Annotated in this window: 15 protein-coding genes; 7 read left to right on the top strand and 8 right to left on the bottom strand. The window is 72.4% G+C overall.

The window, feature by feature from the left end; translation table 11 throughout:
• Positions 1-52 precede the first annotated feature (52 nt).
• Positions 53-1,288: an MFS transporter gene (locus ACFYZB_RS02155; protein WP_388753246.1), complete on the top strand. Its 1,236-nt coding sequence runs from the start codon at positions 53-55 to the stop codon at positions 1,286-1,288.
• Positions 1,289-1,371: 83 nt separating this feature from the next.
• Here ACFYZB_RS02155 and ACFYZB_RS02150 read toward each other — a convergent pair whose 3' ends face one another.
• From ACFYZB_RS02150 to ACFYZB_RS02140, 3 genes are all read right to left on the bottom strand, one after another.
• A complete protein-coding gene (locus ACFYZB_RS02150; protein ID WP_388753243.1) occupies positions 1,372-2,226 on the bottom strand; it encodes a GNAT family N-acetyltransferase in 855 nt (284 codons plus the stop codon).
• Positions 2,223-2,744: a hypothetical protein gene (locus ACFYZB_RS02145; protein WP_388753240.1), complete on the bottom strand. Its 522-nt coding sequence runs from the start codon at positions 2,742-2,744 to the stop codon at positions 2,223-2,225. Before ACFYZB_RS02145 ends, ACFYZB_RS02150 begins: the two co-directional genes overlap by 4 nt.
• Before the next feature lie 94 nt (positions 2,745-2,838).
• Entirely contained in the window at positions 2,839-3,495 is a 657-nt protein-coding gene (locus ACFYZB_RS02140) for a chaplin (RefSeq protein ID WP_388753237.1), read from the bottom strand.
• Between the two features lie 282 nt (positions 3,496-3,777).
• Here ACFYZB_RS02140 and ACFYZB_RS02135 point away from each other — a divergent pair, with 282 nt between their 5' ends.
• Together ACFYZB_RS02135 and ACFYZB_RS02130 are read left to right on the top strand one after the other, a co-directional pair.
• Positions 3,778-5,376: an alpha/beta hydrolase gene (locus ACFYZB_RS02135; protein ID WP_388753234.1), complete on the top strand. Its 1,599-nt coding sequence runs from the start codon at positions 3,778-3,780 to the stop codon at positions 5,374-5,376.
• A gap of 126 nt (positions 5,377-5,502) precedes the next feature.
• Complete coding sequence (locus ACFYZB_RS02130; protein ID WP_388753231.1) at positions 5,503-6,030, top strand: DUF4232 domain-containing protein; 528 nt, start codon at positions 5,503-5,505, stop codon at positions 6,028-6,030.
• 336 nt (positions 6,031-6,366) lie between these two features.
• On the opposite strand, the gene asnB is transcribed toward ACFYZB_RS02130, so the two are convergent.
• Both asnB and ACFYZB_RS02120 read right to left on the bottom strand, forming a co-directional pair.
• Positions 6,367-8,208: an asparagine synthase (glutamine-hydrolyzing) gene (gene asnB / locus ACFYZB_RS02125; RefSeq protein WP_388753228.1), complete on the bottom strand. Its 1,842-nt coding sequence runs from the start codon at positions 8,206-8,208 to the stop codon at positions 6,367-6,369.
• 258 nt (positions 8,209-8,466) lie between these two features.
• Positions 8,467-9,246, bottom strand: a complete 780-nt coding sequence (locus ACFYZB_RS02120; RefSeq protein ID WP_388753225.1) for an alpha/beta fold hydrolase — start codon at positions 9,244-9,246, stop codon at positions 8,467-8,469.
• A gap of 157 nt (positions 9,247-9,403) precedes the next feature.
• Between ACFYZB_RS02120 and ACFYZB_RS02115 the strand changes: the two genes are divergently transcribed.
• Together ACFYZB_RS02115 and ACFYZB_RS02110 are read left to right on the top strand one after the other, a co-directional pair.
• Positions 9,404-10,498 (top strand): chemotaxis protein, encoded by a 1,095-nt coding sequence (locus ACFYZB_RS02115; RefSeq protein ID WP_388753222.1) that lies wholly within the window; start codon positions 9,404-9,406, stop codon positions 10,496-10,498.
• An 83-nt stretch (positions 10,499-10,581) separates the two neighbouring features.
• Positions 10,582-11,616, top strand: a complete 1,035-nt coding sequence (locus tag ACFYZB_RS02110; RefSeq protein WP_388753220.1) for a Gfo/Idh/MocA family protein — start codon at positions 10,582-10,584, stop codon at positions 11,614-11,616.
• On the opposite strand, the gene ACFYZB_RS02105 is transcribed toward ACFYZB_RS02110, so the two are convergent.
• Positions 11,606-13,630: a phosphocholine-specific phospholipase C gene (locus tag ACFYZB_RS02105; protein WP_388753217.1), complete on the bottom strand. Its 2,025-nt coding sequence runs from the start codon at positions 13,628-13,630 to the stop codon at positions 11,606-11,608. The two genes, ACFYZB_RS02110 and ACFYZB_RS02105, sit on opposite strands and share 11 nt — an antisense overlap.
• A gap of 133 nt (positions 13,631-13,763) precedes the next feature.
• Complete coding sequence (locus ACFYZB_RS02100) at positions 13,764-14,180, bottom strand: SsgA family sporulation/cell division regulator (protein WP_351208806.1); 417 nt, start codon at positions 14,178-14,180, stop codon at positions 13,764-13,766.
• A 346-nt stretch (positions 14,181-14,526) separates the two neighbouring features.
• Between ACFYZB_RS02100 and ACFYZB_RS02095 the strand changes: the two genes are divergently transcribed.
• Positions 14,527-15,954: a PP2C family protein-serine/threonine phosphatase gene (locus ACFYZB_RS02095; RefSeq protein WP_388753213.1), complete on the top strand. Its 1,428-nt coding sequence runs from the start codon at positions 14,527-14,529 to the stop codon at positions 15,952-15,954.
• Between the two features lie 57 nt (positions 15,955-16,011).
• Here the strand turns inward: ACFYZB_RS02095 and ACFYZB_RS02090 are convergent, their stop codons facing one another.
• Positions 16,012-17,505, bottom strand: coding sequence for a hypothetical protein (locus ACFYZB_RS02090; protein ID WP_351208804.1), 1,494 nt, complete (start codon positions 17,503-17,505; stop codon positions 16,012-16,014).
• A gap of 335 nt (positions 17,506-17,840) precedes the next feature.
• On the opposite strand from ACFYZB_RS02090, the gene ACFYZB_RS02085 reads away from it, so the two are divergent.
• Positions 17,841-18,986 carry an aminoglycoside phosphotransferase family protein gene (locus ACFYZB_RS02085; protein ID WP_388753211.1) on the top strand — a complete coding sequence of 382 codons (1,146 nt, stop codon included), beginning with the start codon at positions 17,841-17,843 and terminating at the stop codon, positions 18,984-18,986.
• Positions 18,987-19,049: the final 63 nt, after the last annotated feature.

The raw sequence follows: 19,049 nt of genomic DNA, 5'->3' as shown, positions 1-19,049 counted from the left end.
CCCACGACCGCGCTTGACCTTCACACTGATGTCAGACTCCGACCATGGTCGCATGACCGTGTCCTCCACGTCTTCCCAGGTCAAGGGTGCTCGACTGCCGTGGTCGGGACTGCTCGCTCTGTCCTGCGCCGCGTTCACCGCCGTCATGACGGAACTCCTGCCGGCCGGCCTGCTGCCCGCGATGGCGCCCCCGCTCGACGTCGCCGAGTCCCGGATCGGTTTCCTGGTCACCGGGTACGCGGCGGCCTCCTTCCTGGCCGCCGTCCCGCTCACCGCGGCCCTGCGCGGGCTGCCCCGGCGGCCGGTGCTGTGCGGAGCCCTGCTGGGCTTCGCCGTCAGCAACACACTGGTCGCGCTGTCGTCGTCGTACCCGCTCACGTTCGCGGCCCGCCTGCTGGCCGGTGCGATGGGCGGCACGCTCTGGGCGCTGCTGGCCGGCTGTGCGGCCCGGATGGTGCCGGCCGGGCGGCGCGGACGGGCCGTCGCGATCGTGCTGGCCGGCATCACCCTGGCCCTGTCGCTCGGCGTGCCCGCCGGTACCGCGCTGGCCGGTGCGGTGGGCTGGCGGGCGGCCTTCGCGACACTGGCCGTGCTCGCCGTCCTGCTCGTGGGGTGGATACGGCTGCGCGTGCCCGCCTTCCCCGGCGAACCGGCGCACGCGCGCGTGCCCCTCGCCCGGGTCGCGCTGCGCCCCGGCGTCCGCCCGGTGCTGTCGGTGACCCTCTTCCTGCTGCTGGGACACCAGGTCATGTACACGTACGTCGCCGCGTTCGCCGAACACGCCGGGTACGGCCGTACGGACCTGCTGCTCGCGGTGTTCGGGACGGCCACGGTGGCCGGGATCTGGGTCACCGGGGTCCTGATCGACCGGCATCTGCGCCACACCCTCCTCGCGGCGCTCGCCCTGTTCAGCGGGGCACTGCTGACGCTGGGTCCGGGGACGGCGCGGGCACACCCGCTGCTGGTCGGCGCGGTGGCCCTGTGGGGCGTGGCCTTCGGCGGGGCACCGACGCTGATCCAGACCGCACTGGTCAACGCCTCGGGGCCGGCCGAGGCGGATGTCGCGACCTCCCTGCAGACGACCGTGTACAACGCGGGCATCGCGGCCGGTTCGCTCACCGGTGGCGTGGCACTGGACTCGCTGGGCCCCGAAGCGCTCCCCTGGACCGCGTTGCCGCCGGCACTGCTCGCGCTGGCGACGGTCGCGGCGGCCCGCCGCCACGCCTTCCCGGGCCGGCGGCACGCCGTGGCTCCGCAGGGGAACGCGCCGGTCGAGCCGGTGCCGTGAGGTGCGCCGGTGCGGTCGGCAGCGTCCCGAAGAGCGCGGGGAACCTCCGGCGGGGCCGTTTCCGGGCGCAACGCCCCTGACTCTCAGCCCAGTTCGAGCGTGGTGACGCCGAACACGCGGTGCTGGGCGTGCTCACGGACCGGACCGGTGTACATGCGGGCGGTCTCGAACGAGACCTGGAATCCGGCCTCCTCGGCGAGCGCGACGCCGGCCGCGTTCGGCTCGGGCACGTCGATGGCGACCTCGCGTCCCGCGGCCTCGGCCGTCAGGGCGGCGAACAGGGCGCGGGCGTCGTCGGCGGTGTCCGCGAAGAGGGGGCCGATGCGGAGGGTGTCGTGGCCGGGGCGGAGCACTCCGTAGCCGGTGAGGCGGGCGCCGTCATGGCGGACGAAGGCCCGGTGTCCGGGGCCGGTGAGCCATTCGGCGAGGAAGCGCGGACGGTCGGCGGGGTAGCAGGCGCTGTCGTAGGCGGTGATGGCCGCGAGGTCGGCGGGCCCGGCCGGACGGACGCCCGCCGGCTTCTCGTGCTGCGGGGCCGTACCGGTGAACCGGACGGTGCGGTAGGCGAGTTCGAACCCGGACTGGCGGTAGTTGTCCTGCTGGGCGACGACGCCGTCCAGGCCGACGGTCCGGTTGCCGGCGTGGGCGAGGGCGGTTTTCCAGGTGGTCAGGCCGTGGCCGTGGCCGCGCAGGTCGGGGCGGACCAGGTAGCAGCCCAGGAAGGCGTACTCCGGGCCGTAGTTGACGACGGAGATGGCCGAGGCCGGCTCCCCGCCGATACGGCCGAGGAAGAACCCGTCGGGGTCCTGCGCGAAGAACGCGGGCCCGTCGGACAGTCCGGGATTCCAGCCCTCCGCCGCCGCCCATCCGGCGATGACCGGCCAGTCGGCGCGGGTGGCCTGGGTGACGACGAGGTCGTGGGGGGCCGGAGAGGTCATCGAGGTGCTCCATTTCCGTCGGGACCGGACTTCCGTGCCGCATCCTTCCGGATCAACGGGGGCCGCGCCACGGGAAGATCGGCCGTTGCGGGCCGTGTTCCCCGGCCGTCCAGGGCGCGCAGCAGCCACGGCACCGTCGCGACGACGAAGACCCCGAAGAGGGTGATGGGCAACAGGCCCACCGGGCGCAGCAGTCCCGCCGGATCCTCCCTCACCCAGGGCCAGTTGACGTACCAGTTGGCGAAGACGTCCAGCGGCATCACGACAGCCGCCAGCCGTACGCCCACGGGCCGCGACCGCAGCGTCAGCACGGCGACCAGTGGATCGAGGACGACCAGAGCGACGAAGAACACCTGCAGCGGGAGCGGGGCGAAGGCGGCGTAGGCGTGGAGTCCGCCCCGAGTCAGGTCGAGCACATGGGAACAGGTCCCCTCCAGGAACCCGCCGGCGTACACCACGAGCGTCCAGCGCGCCCGGCGTGACAGCGCCCGCCGGCGATCGCGTATGTCGTCCGTCACCGGATCAACCTACCGCTCCCCGCGACCGCGCCGCGTCGCACGCGGACGAGACCCCACCGGGCCGGCGACCGGTGGGGCCCGTGGGAGGGGAGGGTCAGCCGGGGCGGCCGGGGCGGAAGCGGCGGTAGAGGACCGTGCCGGTGAGGAGCAGCGCGGCGCTGCCGGCGACGGCGGGAGCCGTGACGTCCGTGCCGGTGTGGGCCAGCGCGGAGGTCGTCGGGCGTGGCGTTCCGGGCTGGTGCTGCACGGGCGCCGGGTGCCTCGGGGCCGGGCCGTGCGGGTGGCGAGGGGTGCGGGGCTGCTCGCCGGGGCCGTTGACCGACCGGTTGCCGTGGGCCGGGTTGCCCACCCCGACCACGTCGACGCTGTTGCCGCTGACGTTGACCGGCAGGTCGACGGGGAGCTGGACGTTGTTGCCGGAGAGGACGCCGGGCGAGTCCTGCGTGCTGCCGTGCGCGCCGGCCCCGGCGGACGGCGACGAACCGGCCTTGCCGGCGTCGCGGTTCGCGCAGGCGTTGCCCGCGGCCGGGTTGAGCAGCCCCACCACGTCCACGGTGTTGCCGCACACGTTCACCGGCACGTGCACCGGGAGCTGGATGTCGTTGCCGGAGACCAGCCCGGGCGAGCCGGCCGCGGAGCCGTCGGCTGCGGCGCCACCGGCCGCGAAGGCGGCGGACACCGGCAGCGCCACGGCCATCGCACCGGAGGCCGCGGCGACGGCGATCACACCGTTACGGGTAGCCCGTCTCATAGGTTCCCTGCCTTCCAGACTTCGTCGCGGGCACTCACCCGCACCCCGGAAAACGCATGCGAACCTTCCGAGTTATGGCTTATCGGTCTTTCACCCCGTCGAGTGACACTGTTATCGAACCTCATGTAAAGACGCTCAGTGATCGATAACGGGCATAGAGGCCGCGCAGAATACGGCACCGGGCACCGCCCCGCCCGTCGACAGGCGGGCCGTCCGGGGCCCGCTTATGGTGATCCGAGGGCGCCGTCCCCGGTTCGCGACAGGCGTCCCGGGAGGCGATCGATGCTGGCCAAGCTGTCCACACGGCCCGCCGTGCGGCGCTGTGCGGGTACCGGAGTCCTCGCCCTGGCGCTGCTCGGCGCCGGGCTGCCCGCGGCCGACCGGCCGCAGCCCGACCTGTCCCGCTTCTACCGGCAGAAGGTGACCTGGGCGGCCTGCAAGGACCCGGACATGCCGAAGGACCTCCAGTGCGGGAAGGTCACCGTCCCGCTCGACTACGCCAGGCCCCGCGCCGGCACGCTCGACGTCGCCCTCGCCCGCTACCGGGCCACCGGGAAGAAGCAGGGCTCGGTGCTGCTGAACTTCGGCGGCCCCGGCGGTGCCGGCATCCCCGGACTCGCCACCGGCGGCAAGGAGTTCATGGACCTGACCAACGGCTACGACGTGGTCACCTTCGACCCGCGCGGCGTCGGCCGCTCCTCCCCCGTCAGCTGCGGCGAGGGCAGCGACGACGCCTCGTCCGCGATGGACGACGAGACCGGCCTCGACCATCCGCGGGCGCTGCTCGCGAAGTTGCGCAGGGCCGCCGGTCAGTGCGCCCGGCACTCCGGCCTGGTACTGCCCCACATAGGTACCGTGAACGCCTCCCGCGACCTGGACGTCATCCGCCAGGCCCTCGGCGACAAGAAGCTCAACTACCTCGGTTTCTCCTATGGAACGCGGCTCGGTGCGGTGTACGCGGCGCTGTTCCCGCACAAGGTCGGCCGTATCGCCCTCGACGGCGTGGACACCCTGACCGAGCCGCTGTCCGAGCAGGGGGTGGCCGCCGCCGAGGGGCAGCAGACCGCGCTGGACGATTTCCTGGACTGGTGTACGACGGACGTCGCCTGTCCGTTCGGCCAGGACCGGCGTGCGGCCGGCGACCAGGTGGTGCGGCTGGTGCACTCGCTCGACACGAACCCGGCTCCGACGGACTTCGGCGGCTCGTTCTCCGGACAGAACCTGGTCGGCGCCATCGGTCAGGCCCTCTACAGCAAGCAGCTGTGGCCCTCCCTGGAGCGCGCCCTGGCCTCGCTGGTCCAGGACGGCGACACCCGGGGCGTGCTCAACTTCGCCACCAGCGGCTCCGGTCTGCCGCCCGGCGGCCACGGCAACGGCGGCCTGGTCGATCCGCAGGACGTGCCGGCGGACAACCTCGAGGCCGCGCTGATGGCGATCAACTGCGCCGACGACCCCGACCGGCCCGGCGCGGCGCAGATCACCAAGGACCTGAAGAACCTGCGGGCCGAGTACGAGCAGGCCTCGCCGGTCTTCGGCCGCTACCGGCTGACCGAGCTGCTCATGTGCTACGGCCGCCCCAAGGGCACCGACTTCATACGCGAGCGGGTGAAGAACGTCGACTCGGCGAGGATGCTGCTCGTGGGCACGCGCGGGGACCCGGCGACGCCGTACCGGTGGACGGTGGAGACGGCCGCGCGGCTGGGCCCGTCGGCGGTGGTGCTCGACAACAAGGGCGACGGCCACACCGGCTACTCCTCCTCCACGTGCGTGCACCAGAAGATCGACGACTTCCTGCTCTACGGCTCCCTGCCGCCCAGCGGCAGCTCCTGCCCTGCGGACGGCAACGACTGGAGCGCCACCACGAACGCCACCGACTGGTGACGTTGGGGTGCGCACACGGGTGAAAGCCGCGCGTCCGGCACACCGTCCCGGCCCTCTGTGCCGTCCCACCGGGCAGAGCGTGCCCCGGCCGCCGCATTCCGTACCCGACCACGACAGGGGGCACCCATGCGCATCCGCGCCGCCGTCGCCGTACCCGCCGCCTCGGCCGCCGTGGCCGCCCTGCTGCTGACCGCGACGCAGGGCCGGGCCGCCACGGGGGACCATGCCCGGCCCGTCCGCTGCGCCGGGAAATCGCTGACGGTCGAGGCGAAGGCCGTGCCCGGCGCCGCGACCGTCCTGCGGGTCGGCGTCACCAACCGCGGCGCCCACGCGTGCGTCGTCGACCGGGTGCCCACGGTGACCTTCGGGGACCTCGACGGTGGCGCGCTGCCGACGCCGGAGGGCGCCACCGCCGCCTACCGGCTCGCGGCCGGCCGGACCGCCTACGCCGACGTCCGTACCGTCGGCGACCCGGCGGACCCCGAGGCCCGCCCGGTGGACACCGTTACCGTGGCCGCCTCGGCCGCCCAGGGGGGCCACTCCTTCACCGCGGCGCAGCTCGGCACCGGACAGCACGTCCTGGTGTGGGAGCCGGTGACGACGTGGTGGCAGCGCACGCGGGCGGCCGCCGACCGCGCCATCGGTCTCGGCTGAGCATCACCCGGGGCAGGGCCGTCGCCGTCGGCCGACGCGCCTCCGCCCGGCCGACCACACCAGCCGAGCCCACCCCGGGCGAGCGGCCAACCACCCCAGCCACTGGCCCCTCGGACCATCACACCCTTCCGCCGGGACACAGACGTCACCATCACCCGACGCACCTCGGCCCGGCCGCCCGCGCCAGCCGGGATCGCCTCAGGCGCACCACCATCCACCTCAGCCGGTGACCGCCTCGGGCCATCACGGCCGGCCACGGCAGCCGACGATCACCTCGGGCCACCACAGCCTGGCACCTCGGCCAGGATCACCTCGGGGCCCGCGCTGCCGGCCGCCTCAGGCGGTGATCAGCTCGGGTGCGTAGACCTCCAGCCACCGGGCGAGGTCCAGGGCGCGTTCCAGGCCTCGCCGGGCCGCCTGGGTGCTGACCGGTGCCTCGCGCTCGGCGGCCTGGCGCAGCCGGTCGCGGTCGACGAGGTCGAAGACCTGGTGCGAGGGCCGGGAGAGCAGTTCCTTGGCCTGCTCCTGGAGCGCGCGGGCGTACCGCGGGTCCTGTGTGGACGGGTACGGGCTCTTGACCCGCTCGTAGACCGACCGCGGCAGGACGTCCGCCGCCGCCTCGCGCAGCAGGCTCTTCTCCCGGCCGTCGAAGGATTTCAGCGCCCACGGGGCGTTGTAGACGTACTCGACGAGCCGGTGGTCGCAGAACGGCACCCGGACCTCCAGACCGACGGCCATGCTCATCCGGTCCTTGCGGTCGAGCAGGGCGCGCACGAAGCGGGTCAGGTGCAGATGGCTCATACGCCGCATCCGGTACTCGAAGTCGCTCTCGCCGTCGAGCCGTTGGATGCCCGCGACGGCGGTGCGGTAGCCGTCGGCGACGTAACTCTCCAGGTCCAGGGACTTGGTGAAGTCCGCGCGCAGTACGTCGGCGTCCTCGCCGAAGTGCCGCTGGAAGCTGGCCAGCCAGGGGAAGGTGTCGGCGCGGCGCGCCTCCTCGTCGAAGAACTGCAGATAGCCGCCGAAGACCTCGTCGGCGGACTCCCCGGACAGGGCCACCGTGGACTTCTCGCGGATGGCCCGGAAGAGCAGCAGCAACGAGGCGTCCATGTCGCCGAAGCCGGACGGCAGATCGCGCGCGCGGATCACCTGCTCGCGCACGGCGGGGTCGGCGAGGGCCTGCGCGTCGAGCACGATGTCCTGGTGGTCGGTGTCCGCGAGCCGGGCCACGTCGTGCACGAAGGGTGCGTCGGGGGTGCCGCGCAGTTCGTCGGCGACGAAGTTGTCGGTCTGGCCTACGAAGTCGACGGAGAAGCTGCGCACCTTCTCACCCTGTTCGCCGAGTTGCCGGGCGGCGATCGCGGTCATCGCGGAGGAGTCGAGGCCGCCGGAGAGCAGGGTGCAGCGCGGGACGTCGGCGACGAGCTGGCGGCGCACGATGTCGTCGAGCAGCGAGCGCACGGTCGCGATGGTGGTGTCGCGGTCGTCGGCGTGCGGACGGGTCTCGAGGCGCCAGTAGACGCGGGTGGACAGGCCGGAGCGGTCGACGGTGACGACCGTGCCGGGTTCCACCTCGCGCATGCCGTCCCAGATCGCGTGTCCGGGCGTCTTGATCAGGACGAACAGTTCCCGCAGGCCGTCCAGCGTCACCCGGGGGCGGGCCAGCGGGTTGGCGAGGATCGCCTTGGGCTCGGAGCCGAACAGGACGCCGTCGGAGGTGGGGTGGTAGTAGAACGGCTTGATGCCCATGCGGTCGCGGATCATCACGAGCTTGTCGAGGCGGCCGTCCCAGACGGCGAACGCGTACATGCCGTTGAGCCGTTCCGCGACCGCGTCGCCCCATTCGAGGTAGCCGTGCAGGACGACCTCGGTGTCGGAGTCGGTGGTGAACCGGTGGCCGCGGTCCGTCAGTTCCCGGCGCAGTTCGGTGAAGTTGTACGCCTCCCCGGAGTACACCATGGCGACGGTTCCCTCCGGGGTCGCCACGGACATCGGCTGGCGGCCGCCGGGGAGGTCGATGATCGCGAGCCGGCGATGACCCAGGGCGGCCGGGCCCGCGGCCCAGACGCCGCGGTCGTCCGGGCCGCGGCAGGCCATCGTCTCGGTCATCGCATGCAAGGTCGTGGCCTCGGCGGTCAGGTCACGGTCGAAGGAGACCCATCCGGTGATGCCGCACATGCGCTGCCTCCTGCCTCCGGCTCGCGTCGAGAGCAAACCAGTTGTATCGAGCACCTATATGACGAGCCTCCGTCAGGTGTTCGACGCGGTCAACGCGGGGGGCACCCGAATGACCCACACTCCCCCATGATTTCGGCCGGGTTTTGCCTTTGTTAAATCCCCGGATCGCGGGGACTCCGGGCCGGTGGCGCAGGGAACCGGCCACGGGCAAAAACTTCACCAAGGGCGCCGGCGCATCACTGCTTCGCGGCCAGAAAGTCAGACCTTCACGGCCAGAAACGATGCGAGCGCCTCGGTCAGCTCGGCCGGCTTCTCCAGCGGCAGTTCATGGCCCGCGTCGAGGATGCGGACGACCGCGTCCGGGTAGGCCTTGGCCATCCGCAGCATCTGCCGCACGGGCAGCTGGAGGTCGTGGTAGCCGTGCACCATCAGCGTGGGCGTGCGGATCTCCCCGGCCCGGTCGAGGACGTCGAAGGCGCGCATCGCCCCGTACAGCGTCATCACGACCTCGCGCGGGGTCGCGGCGGAGGCGCGGATGTGCGCGCGGATCTCCTCGCGCGGATAACCGGGCGCGAAGGCCCGCTGGATGTTGGCGGCCACGAACAGCCGGTAGGGCACCAGGGTGGAGACGGCCATCAGCAGGCCCCGGCCACGGCTGTACGTCATCCGGCCGATGGAGCCCACCAGCGCCATGCGCTCCACCCGCTCGGGGTGGGTCAGGGCGATGGTCTGCGCGATCATCCCGCCCATCGAGTGGCCGACCAGCACGAACCGTTCGACCTGAAGGTGGTCGAGGAGGGCCAGGACGTCCCGCGCCAGCTCCGCGATCGTGCCCACCCCGGCCCCGGTGCTCTCCCCGTGCCCGCGCAGGTCCAGCCGGATCACCCGGCGTCTTTCGGCGAAGTGCGCGATCTGGTGGTCCCAGCGGTGCCGGTTCGCGGTCCAGCCGTGGACGAACACCAGGGGCACCTCGGGCGCGTCACGGGGGCCCTCGTCGTCGTACGTGAGGGCGGCTCCGTCGACTTCGAGCTGCGGCATGTCAGGCCTCCTGGGGATGCTGCGATCCGGTTACTGGCCGGTACGCTATCCGTCCGCGGGGTGCCCCGTCACCGGTTCCCGCGGGGGAATTCGCTGCGGTGACCGGGGCAGGAACACCCCGAATGCCGTACTCGTGAATCCGCCCTATCGTGCTGTCATGGAGCACGCACTGAGTCCCGCAACGCTGGCCGAACTGCGGCGCCCGCGCCCATACCCGGCAGTGTCCGTGCTGACACCGACACACCGGAGGGAACCGGACAACGAGCAGGATCCCGTCCGGCTGCGCAATGTCGTCACCGAGGCACGCAAACGCCTGGAGTCCGACCCCGCCGTCACCCGTGAGCGGCGCAACGACGTCGTGGCCCAGCTGGACCGGGCACTGGCGGAGGTGGACCTGGCACATGCCGAGGACGGCCTGGTGATCTTCGCCGCTCCGGGCGAGCACCAGGTCTGGTCCCTGGCCCGCACCGTCCCCGAGCGGGTGGTGCTCTCGGACACCTTCCTCACCCGCAACCTGGTCGCCGCGCACGCCTCCGAACGGCCCTTCTGGGCGCTGTCGGTCTCCACGGACCGCGTCACCCTGTGGAGCGGCGGCGAGGGCCGTGTCGTGGCGGAGGAGTCCGGCGGTTTCCCGCTGGAGCGCCGGCAGGAGAACTTCGACGCGGAGCGTCGGATGCAGATCGGCGACCAGCCGAGCGCCTTCCGCGACGAGGGCACGCGCCATTTCCTGCGCGAGGCGGACACCGTCATGGCCGCGCTCCTGCGCGACCAGCCCCGGCCGCTGTACATCACCGGCGAGCAGGCGGCGCTCTCCCTGCTGGAGGAGGTCGGCATCGCGGCCAAGGAGGCCACCCTGGTCCCGCACGGCGGCCTTGCACACGCCGGTCCCGAGGCCGTGTGGCAGGCGCTGCGGCCGGTACTGGAGGACGAGGCCCGCAAGGACACCACGTCCGTGATCCGGGAGCTGACCTCGGCGCGCGGTCACAAGACCTACGCGGCCGGTCTGGACGAGCTGTGGCAGAGCGCCCGCGACGGCCGGGTCCGGCTGCTCGCCGTGGAGGAGAACTTCCGGGCGACCGTCAACGACCTCGGCGGGCATCTGGTACCGGCCGAAGCCGGCGACCTGGACGCCCGCGAGGACATCGTGGACGAGATCGTCGAGCAGTGCCTGGAGACCGGTGCCGAGGTCCGCTTCGTGCCCGACGGCGCGCTGGGCGACGCCGACGGGATCGCGGGCGTACTCCGGTACTGAGCCGTCCCCTGGGCGGTTCCCCCGGCGGCGCTGCCTGCCCGGCGTACGCTACGGCGTGATCGTCGGCGTAAGGGAGCGCATATATGGGTGACCTGCTGGGAGTGGCGGTACTGGGTGCCGGACACATGGGGGCCGACCATATACGACGCCTCAACCAAGTGGTCAGCGGAGCCAGGGTCGCGGCGGTGGCCGACCCCGATGTCGAGCGGGCCGGGGAAGCCGCTGCCGGCCTCGACGCGGTGACCGTGCACGCGGACCCCGTGGCCGCGCTCGACGCGCCCGGCGTGGCGGCCGTACTGGTCGCCTCCCCCGGCCCCGCCCACGAGGAGGCGCTGCTCGCCGCCTTCGCCCGCGGGCTGCCGGTGCTGTGCGAGAAGCCCATGGTGCCCGACTCCACGGGTGCGCTGCGGGTGGTGGAGGCCGAGGCACGGCTGGGCCGCCGGCTGGCGCAGATCGGCTTCATGCGCCGCTACGACGCCGAGTACCGCCGGCTCAAGGCGTTGCTGGACGGCGGCGGTCTGGGCCGGCCCCTGATGCTGCACTGCACCCACCGCAACGTCTCCTCGCCCGGCCACTTCACCAGCGCCATGCTGATCAACAGCTCCGTCTCGCACGAGATCGACGCGGCCCGCTGGCTGCTCGGGCAGGAGCTGACGGCGGTGACCGTGCTGCGTCCCACGCCGTCCACGGACGCCCCCGAGGGCCTGCTCGATCCGCAGTTCGTGCTGTTCGAGACCGCGGGGGGCGCGCTGGTCGACGTGGAGGTCTTCGTCAACTGCGGCTTCGGCTACCAGGTGCGCTGCGAGGCCGTGTGCGAGCGGGGCAGCGCGCGGATCGGCGACGAGCACACCATGGTGGTCACCACGGCCGGCAGCGCCCGCGAGGAGGTCGCGCAGGACTACCTCGTCCGGTTCGCCGACGCCTACGACCGCGAGGTGCAGGCCTGGGTGGATGCCACCCGGCGCGGGGAGGTCACGGGTCCGAGCGCCTGGGACGGCTACGCGGCCTCCGCCGTCGCGGAGGCCGGGGTCCGGGCGCTGGAGACCGGCGGCCGGGAGACCGTCGGCCTCGCCCCGCGCCCGGACCTGTACGACCCGTACGCCAAGGTCAGCCGCTGACGCTCGCGGCGCCCGTCTCCAGGTGCCCGGTGAACCGGCGCGACCAGGTCGCGTCGGAGTCGACGGTCACCGTGAAGTCGTACCAGCCGTTCTGGTACGCGACGGCGTTGAAGTAGTCCTCGGTCGCGGCGCCTCCTGCGACGGTGTAGGTCCAGGGGCCGTCGCCGCGGTAGTGGTTGGACGTGATGGTGAACTTGGCCGGGGACGAGCCCGAGTTGGTCATCTTGAAGTAGATCGCCAGCTTGCCCGTGCCCGGCTCGACCGCGTAACGCGTGCTCACCTCCGCCGACTTGCCCGCCTTGGTCGCGTCGCCCTGGAAGCGGCGCAGGAAGCGGTTGGGGCCGACCATGGTGAAGTCGTACCTGCCGCCGCCGTAGCCGGTGCCGATGTTGAAGGAGTCGGAGGCGCTGCCGCCCGCGTCGACCGTGTACTGCCACGGGGTGGTGTCGCGGTAGGCGTTGGGGTGGAGGGAGAAGTGGGCCGCACGGGAGGCCGGGCCGCCCTGGTTGGTCATGGTGAACCAGGCCAGGATCTTGCCGGCCGCGCCGAACTCCAGGTGGTCCAGGTAGCCGCCCGGCTGGTACGGCAGGGCGCGGGCCGGGCGGGTCCCGGGCTCCTGGGCGGGCAGCGCGTTGTCGGTCGGCACCGGGTTGGGCAGCGGGCCGCAGGCGTCGATGCCGATCACGCTGGTGGCGGGCAGGGAGACCGCGCCGTGGACCGGGTTGGCGAAGTCGAAGACACCGGTGAGGTCGCCGCTGACCCTGCGCCGCCAGTCGCTGATGTTGGGGCACCTGGCGGGCTTGCCGAGCGCCGCCGTCCAGGTCTCCAGGAAGCGCAGCACGGAGGTGTGCTCGAAGACCTCCGAGGAGACCCAGCCGCCGCGTGTCCAGGGCGAGACGACGATCATCGGGACGCGGAAGCCGAAGCCGTACGGCACCCCGTTCAGGAATTCCCCGGCCGTTCCTGCGGGCGGCGCCGGCGGGGGCACGTGGTCGAAGCAGCCGTCGTTCTCGTCGTAGTTGAGGAACAGGACGGTCGAGTCGAAGACGTCCTGGTCGGCTGCGAGGGCCTGGTAGACGAGGCTGACGAAGTGGGCGCCGTCGCCGGGCGGGGCGTAGGGGTGCTCGGAGAACGCCTGGTTGGGCACGATCCACGAGACCTGCGGGAGGGTGCCCGCGAGCACGTCGGCCTTGATGGCGGCGGCGATGTCGTCGGGGGTGGAGCCGGTCACGCTCGGCACCGAGGACATGCCGCGGTCGTACAGCGGGTCGCCCGGCCCCGCGTTCGCGAAGTTCTTGAAGTAGGCGCAGCCGTTGTCACCGTAGTTGTCGGCCGCGTTCTGGTAGACCTTCCAGGTCACCCCGGCGGCCTGCAGCGCCTCGGCGTAGTTCTGCCAGGTCAGGCCGGACTCGTCGCCGCCGTCGTAGCTGGAGGAGTCGACCTTGCCGCTCCACAGGTAGGTGCGGTTGGGGCCGGTCGCGCTGAGCGCGGAGCAGAAGTAGGCGTCGCAGACGGTGTAGTTGTCCGCGAGCGCGTAGTGGAAGGGGATGTCGGAGCGGTCCAGGTAGCCGAGCGAGCGGACGTTGCCGACGCCCGCGACCCAGTTGTCCATGCGGCCCTTGTTCCAGGCGGCGTGCTGCGAGGACCACGAATGGGGCAGGTCGCCGTTGCACTGGGCCAGGGTCTCGCCGTCCTTGCCGCCGGCGGACGGGGTGGCGCTGAGCTTCCACGGGTACTGGCGGCCCGTCCCGTTCGGCTGGTTGAAGACCGGGTAGCCGCCGCCGAGGGTGATGCCGCTGCGGTCGTCGAAGCCGCGCACGCCCTTCAGGCGGCCGAAGTAGTGGTCGAAGCTGCGGTTCTCCTGCATGAGGATCACCACGTGCCTGACGTCCTGGATGGTGCCGGTCGCGGCGGTCGCCGCGGCGGCTGTGGTGCGCGTGCCGGCGCCCAGCGCCGCGCCCGCCGCCACGGATGCGCCGAGCCCCACGAAGCCTCTTCGGCTGATCGGTGTCATTCGCCCCGTCCTTGTCACCTTCTGGTGCCCCTGCGGCACGCCGCGCGCCAGGGTGCCCGCGGCACTCGTCAGGGTCCATACCGGAGCGGTGAGGCGAAGGTGAACAGAAGTCAAAGTCCCCCGGGAGCTCGCCTCATACCCCGCCGAACAGGGCGCCCAGCCCCCGCTCCACCACCCCGGCCAGGTCCTCCTGTCCGGCCGCCACCACCCCGTACGTGCGCAGCAGGAAGCGGCGCAGGGCCGACGCGGGGAACTGCAGGAGGGCCAGGCCGTGGGGCGAGTGGAACTCCAGGACCGTCCGGGTGCGGCCGTAGGGCCAGATCTGCACGTCCCCGTGGCCGGCCGGCGCCCGCAGCCCCTGGTCGAGCAGGGAGCGCGCGAAGATCCAGGTGACGCCCTCGCCGTCCAGGGCGGCCTCGGCCGGGAAGTCCACGAAGACGGCCAGCGGGTCGTCCGTCGTGTAGCGCAGCGTGGCCGACACGGGGATCTCCTGGTCCTCGGCGGTGATGAGCCGGGCCTGGGCGGGCTGTTCGACAGTGATGGCATCCATGCCTTAATGGAGTCCTCGAGGGCACCTCACATGCCGCGAAATCCGGTCAGAGTTCGACAGGTACAAGACGCTTCCCGTGCACCTGAACGCAGAAGCGACGAACACACGTGTGAACGTGACGGAAAAGCGGCCCGGGGAGGGACAACTCGCGTAGCCGACCTAAGACTTGACCTGCCCGGCGCGTACGTCATTCGTGCGCGGGGATCGCTCCGGGAAGACTCTGGCATATGCCTGAAGCACCACCGTATCGTGTGTTGCCAAATCCCTTACGGGGCGTCGCGGGCTGTGCGAGAGTCGTAACGGTCCCCCGTCCTCCCGGCCTTCTCGTCCCCCAACGGAGTGCGTCATGCCGTCACCGGTCTCCGCGGACATTCCAGCCGCCCAGCCACCCGGACGCGGCTCGGTCGAGGCGCTGTTGACGCAGACGCGGCGACTCAAGGGCGACGTGGACGCCGTACGGCGGGACACCCGGAACGACGGGGCCGACCCGGAGGAACGCTGGCTGCGCGCCCTCTACGACCTCGCGCTGCACCAACTGGAGGACCTGGACGCCCACTTGGCGCAGCTCCGCGACGGCCCGGCCGCCGAGCCCGCGGCACCGGCGGAGGCACCCGCCCTCCGGGCCACTCCCGCCGCCCCCGGCGGCTCGCTGCTCAGCCGCGTCGGCAGCGCGGAGTGGAACCTGCTGACGGACGAGGCGACCTGGTCCGGGGAGCTGTTCCAGATCCTCGGCCTGGACCGGGACGCCCCCGCCCTCACGCTGGACGAGCTGCCCTCGCTGGTCCTGGAGGAGGACCGGCCGAAACTGACCGCGATGGTGACGGACTGCCTGGTCGACGGCAAACCCATCGACGGCGAGTTCCGCATCGTACGACCCGAGGGCTCCGTGCGGGCGGTGCACATGATGGGCGAACCCGTGCTCGGCGCCGACGGCGGCACGGCCTCGATGTGGGCCGTGCTGCGCGACGTCAGCGAACTGCGCCGCTGCCGACGGACGGAGCGCGAGACCCGTGACTCGCTGCAACGTCACCGCCGGCAGGAGCAGACCGAGCACCGGATCGCGGCCGAGTTGCAGGAAGCCGTGCTACCGCCATGGCGCGGCTCCCTGCGGCTCCCGCACCAGGGGCCACGCACCCTCGACCTCGCCGCCCGCCGCCTGCCCGCGGCGACGAGCACACCGCTCGGGGGCGACTGGTACGACGCGCTGGAACTGTCCGACGGCGAGACCCTGCTCAGTGTCGGCGACCTCACCGGGCGCGGGGTGGCCGTCGCCTCCGGGATGGCGATGCTGCTCGGTGCCGTACGCGGTATGGCCCTGGCCGGCAGTCCGCCCGGTGAACTGCTCGGCATGCTCAACCAGTTACTGGACGCCACCGTGCAGCCCGCCCTCGGCAGCGCCGTCTGCTGCCGCTACCAGCCACGGACCCGCACCCTGGTCTGGGCGCAGGCAGGACACCCCGCCCCGCTGCTGTACCGCGACGGGACGGGGCGCATGCTGAACGCACCGGACGGCGTCCTGCTCGGCGCCACCTCGGGCGCCGTCTACGGGCAGGCCGTGGACACCCTCCGGCCTGGTGACGTCCTGCTGTTGCACACCGACGGGCTGGTGCCGGGGCACGGCCCGAGCGCGGCCGTGGACCGCCTGCTCGGCCTCGCCGCACGGTTCGGCGCGGCGCACACCGCGCAGGACTGTCTGCGGACGCTGGTCGAGGAGTTCGGCGGAGACGGACGCGAGGACGACGCCAGTGTCCTCGTCGCCAGGGTCACCGCATGAGCCGGCGCACGTGACCTCATCGATGGAATCCGGCGCACACGCCCGGTGCCTGTGCGCTCACGCCTGCGCGCTGCCCGCGCCCTTGGTCCTCGGCTTGGGCAGGGCGAGCCGGATCTGCTCACGCAGTTCGTGGATCTTCGGATAGCCGGCGTACTCCGCGGTCAGCCGGTACATCTGCCGCAGCCTGTCCCAGGTGCGTCGGGAGGAGTTCGAGCCCATCGACATCAGGGCGAGACGTGCGTAGCGGTCGGCCTGTTCGGGGTCGTCGGCGATGAAGCAGGCCGAGGCCATGGACAGATGGTCGAAGATCTTCGACCGCTCACGCCCGTCGACGCGCAGGGAGAGCGCCTTCTCCGCGTAGTGCTGGGCGTGGGTGGCCGCGCTGGGGTCGAACTCCGCCAGCGTGCGGTAGGCGAGTGCCTGCATGCCGTACAGGTCCTCGTCCTTGAAGGTCTGCATCCAGTCCAGAGGTTCCCCGTCGCCCCGGTCGGCGACGAACATGTCCTCCGCCTGCCCGAGCGTGCGACGCATCGCCTGGCCCTTGCCCATGGAGGCCTGCGCCCAGGCCTCGATGGTGTGGAACATCGCCTTCGTACGCGGCTGCAGGCGGTCGCCGGCGCCGTCCTGGGCGAGCTTCATCAGGTCCAGGGCGTCGTCGGGCCGGCCGAGGTGCACCATCTGCCGGGCCGCCCGGGACAGGGCCTCTCCGGCCCGCGGCCGGTCTCCGCCCTCTCGGGCCGCATGGGCGGCGATGACGAAGTACTTCTGCGCCGTGGGCTCCAGGCCGACGTCGTGCGACATCCAGCCCGCGAGCACGGCGAGGTTGGCGGCGACGCCCCACAGGCGCCGCTGGAGATGGGGTGGATGGTGGTAGGCGAGCATGCCGCCCACCTCGTTGAGCTGGCCCACGACCGCCTTGCGCTGAAGCCCGCCGCCACGGGCCGCGTCCCAGGCGCGGAACACCTCGACCGAGCGCTCCAGTTCCTCGATCTCCTGCGACCCGATGGGGGCGGCCTCGTAGCGGTCGAACCCAGCGGGGTCGGCGTGCAGGGGGTCGTCGAGGACGGGGGCGTCGGCCTTCAGGGCCGGGTCGGTGTGCAGCCAGTCGTACATGGCGCTGCTGAGTGCGGATCCCGCGGCGAGCGCGGCACCCGCGCCCACCAAGCCGCGTCGGTTGAGCATGAGGTCCATTCCCGTGAATTCGGTGAGGACCGCGGCGGTACGTTCGGGCGCCCACGGCACGCCGTCGGGATGTTCCTCGATCCCGTCGCCCTGCCGTTTCCCCGTTCGCCCGTGCCGTACCAGACCGAGGTCCTCGATGGTCACGACACGGCCGAGACGCTCGGTGAACAGGGCTGCCAGCACCCGCGGTACCGGATCGCGCGGGATCTCTCCCGTGTCGATCCACCGACGGACCCGGGAGGTGTCGGTCGACAGCTGGGGGTGGCCCATGGCCGCCGCCTGCTTGTTGACCAGCCTCGCGAGTTCGCCCTTGGACCAGCCGGCCAGGCCGAACAGGTCCGCCAGGCGGGTGTTGGGTTGTCCGCTCACGTCAAGCCCCCAGGTTCTCGGCTGAGTTGACAGTAGCCCCGTGGAGGTTGCCGGGCGACTATTCGCCAGGGTTCGCCAGGGTCCGCCAGATGGTGTGCCACTGGGCATCGGGTGTCGAGTAGGAACGCGCCACCCCGACCCGGTCGCCGCTCGCCTCTTGTGGAGCCTCGCGGGTGCATTCCCCAGGGTGCACCCGGGCGGCCGGGCCGGGCAGGCGCTCGCTCGCAGTGCATGCGAACGGAGTACGGGCTCTCTCGTGCCCCGGCCCCGCGCATGTGCCCCGAGCACGCACCAAAGGCAGGCACCGCAGGCACACGAAGGGATCTGTATCTCCCATGTACGCAGCATCGTCCTCCGTGTCCGCCCCGCCCCGGCCGCTGCGCTCCCGCCCCGCGGGCGGCGGACCGTACCTGGACCCGGCGGCGCGTCCGGGCGGACCCGTGCCGGTCGCGGGCCGGCTCCGGCGGGTGCCGGGCCAGGTCGGTGGTCCACCGCTCAGCGGAAGACTCGACCTGTCCGGTCCCCAGGGCGCGCAGCTGCGCACCGCGATCGCATCGGTGCACCGGATCTGTCCGGAGTTCACCCCGGTGCAGGTGCTGCGGCGCAGCGGACGGTCCGTCCTCCTGGTGGGGACGGCGGGGCGCGGCACGGCCGTGGCCAAGTGTCTGTTGGACCAGTCGCCGGCCTGGGCGGAGCGGATCCGCCACGAAATAGCCGCATACCGCTCGTTCGTCCGGCACCGGCCACCGGTCCGCGTGCCCCGGCTGATCGCGGCGGACCCGGACAACTGCACCCTGGTCATCGAGCGCGCGCCGGGCCGGGTGGCGGCGCTGCAGCGGCATCCGGTGGAGGCGCCGCCCCGGCCGGACGTCCGGGCCGCGCTGGGCGCGATCTGCCGGGTGAACGCCTGGCGTCCCCCGGCGGGCACCTTCGACATGCCGCTGGACTACGGCGCCCGGATCTCCCGGTACCACGAGCTGGGCCTGCTCACCGACCGGGACCTCGGCGACCTGCAGAAGCTGCTGCACGGCATCGCCCACGAGGTGGGCCGGCACGGCATGCTCCAGTTCAACCACGGCGATGCCCTGCTGTCGAACATCCTGCTGTCACCGGCCGGTCCAGTGCTGGTGGACTGGGAGCACGCGGGCTGGTATCTGCCGGGGTACGACCTGGCGACGCTGTGGCTGGTGCTCGGGGACGCGCCGGTGTCCCGGCGGCAGATCAGCCAGATCGCCCAGTCGGCGGGCCCGGCCTCCCGGGACGCCTTCCTGGTGAACCTGATGCTGGTGCTGACCCGGGAGATCCGCACGTACGAGACGGCCGTGCAGCGTTCGATGCACGAGGTGACCCCGGCGGCACCGGGCCTGGCCCACCCGGGTGCTGCGCCGTCCGGCGAGGAACAGCGGCTGCTGCTCAGGCGGCTGCACGACGACTGCCAGATGGCCCGCAGGGCCGTCCGAGCGGCGGTCGGCACTCGCTGACGGGGACGACGGTTCCGCGGCGCGCCAGAGCGGCGGCGCACCGCGGACCTTCGTGTGTCCGGG

It is taken from the genome of Streptomyces sp. NPDC001852, assembly GCF_042891825.1.
Classification (GTDB): domain Bacteria; phylum Actinomycetota; class Actinomycetes; order Streptomycetales; family Streptomycetaceae; genus Streptomyces.
This window is presented reverse-complemented; position numbering and strand designations above follow the sequence as displayed.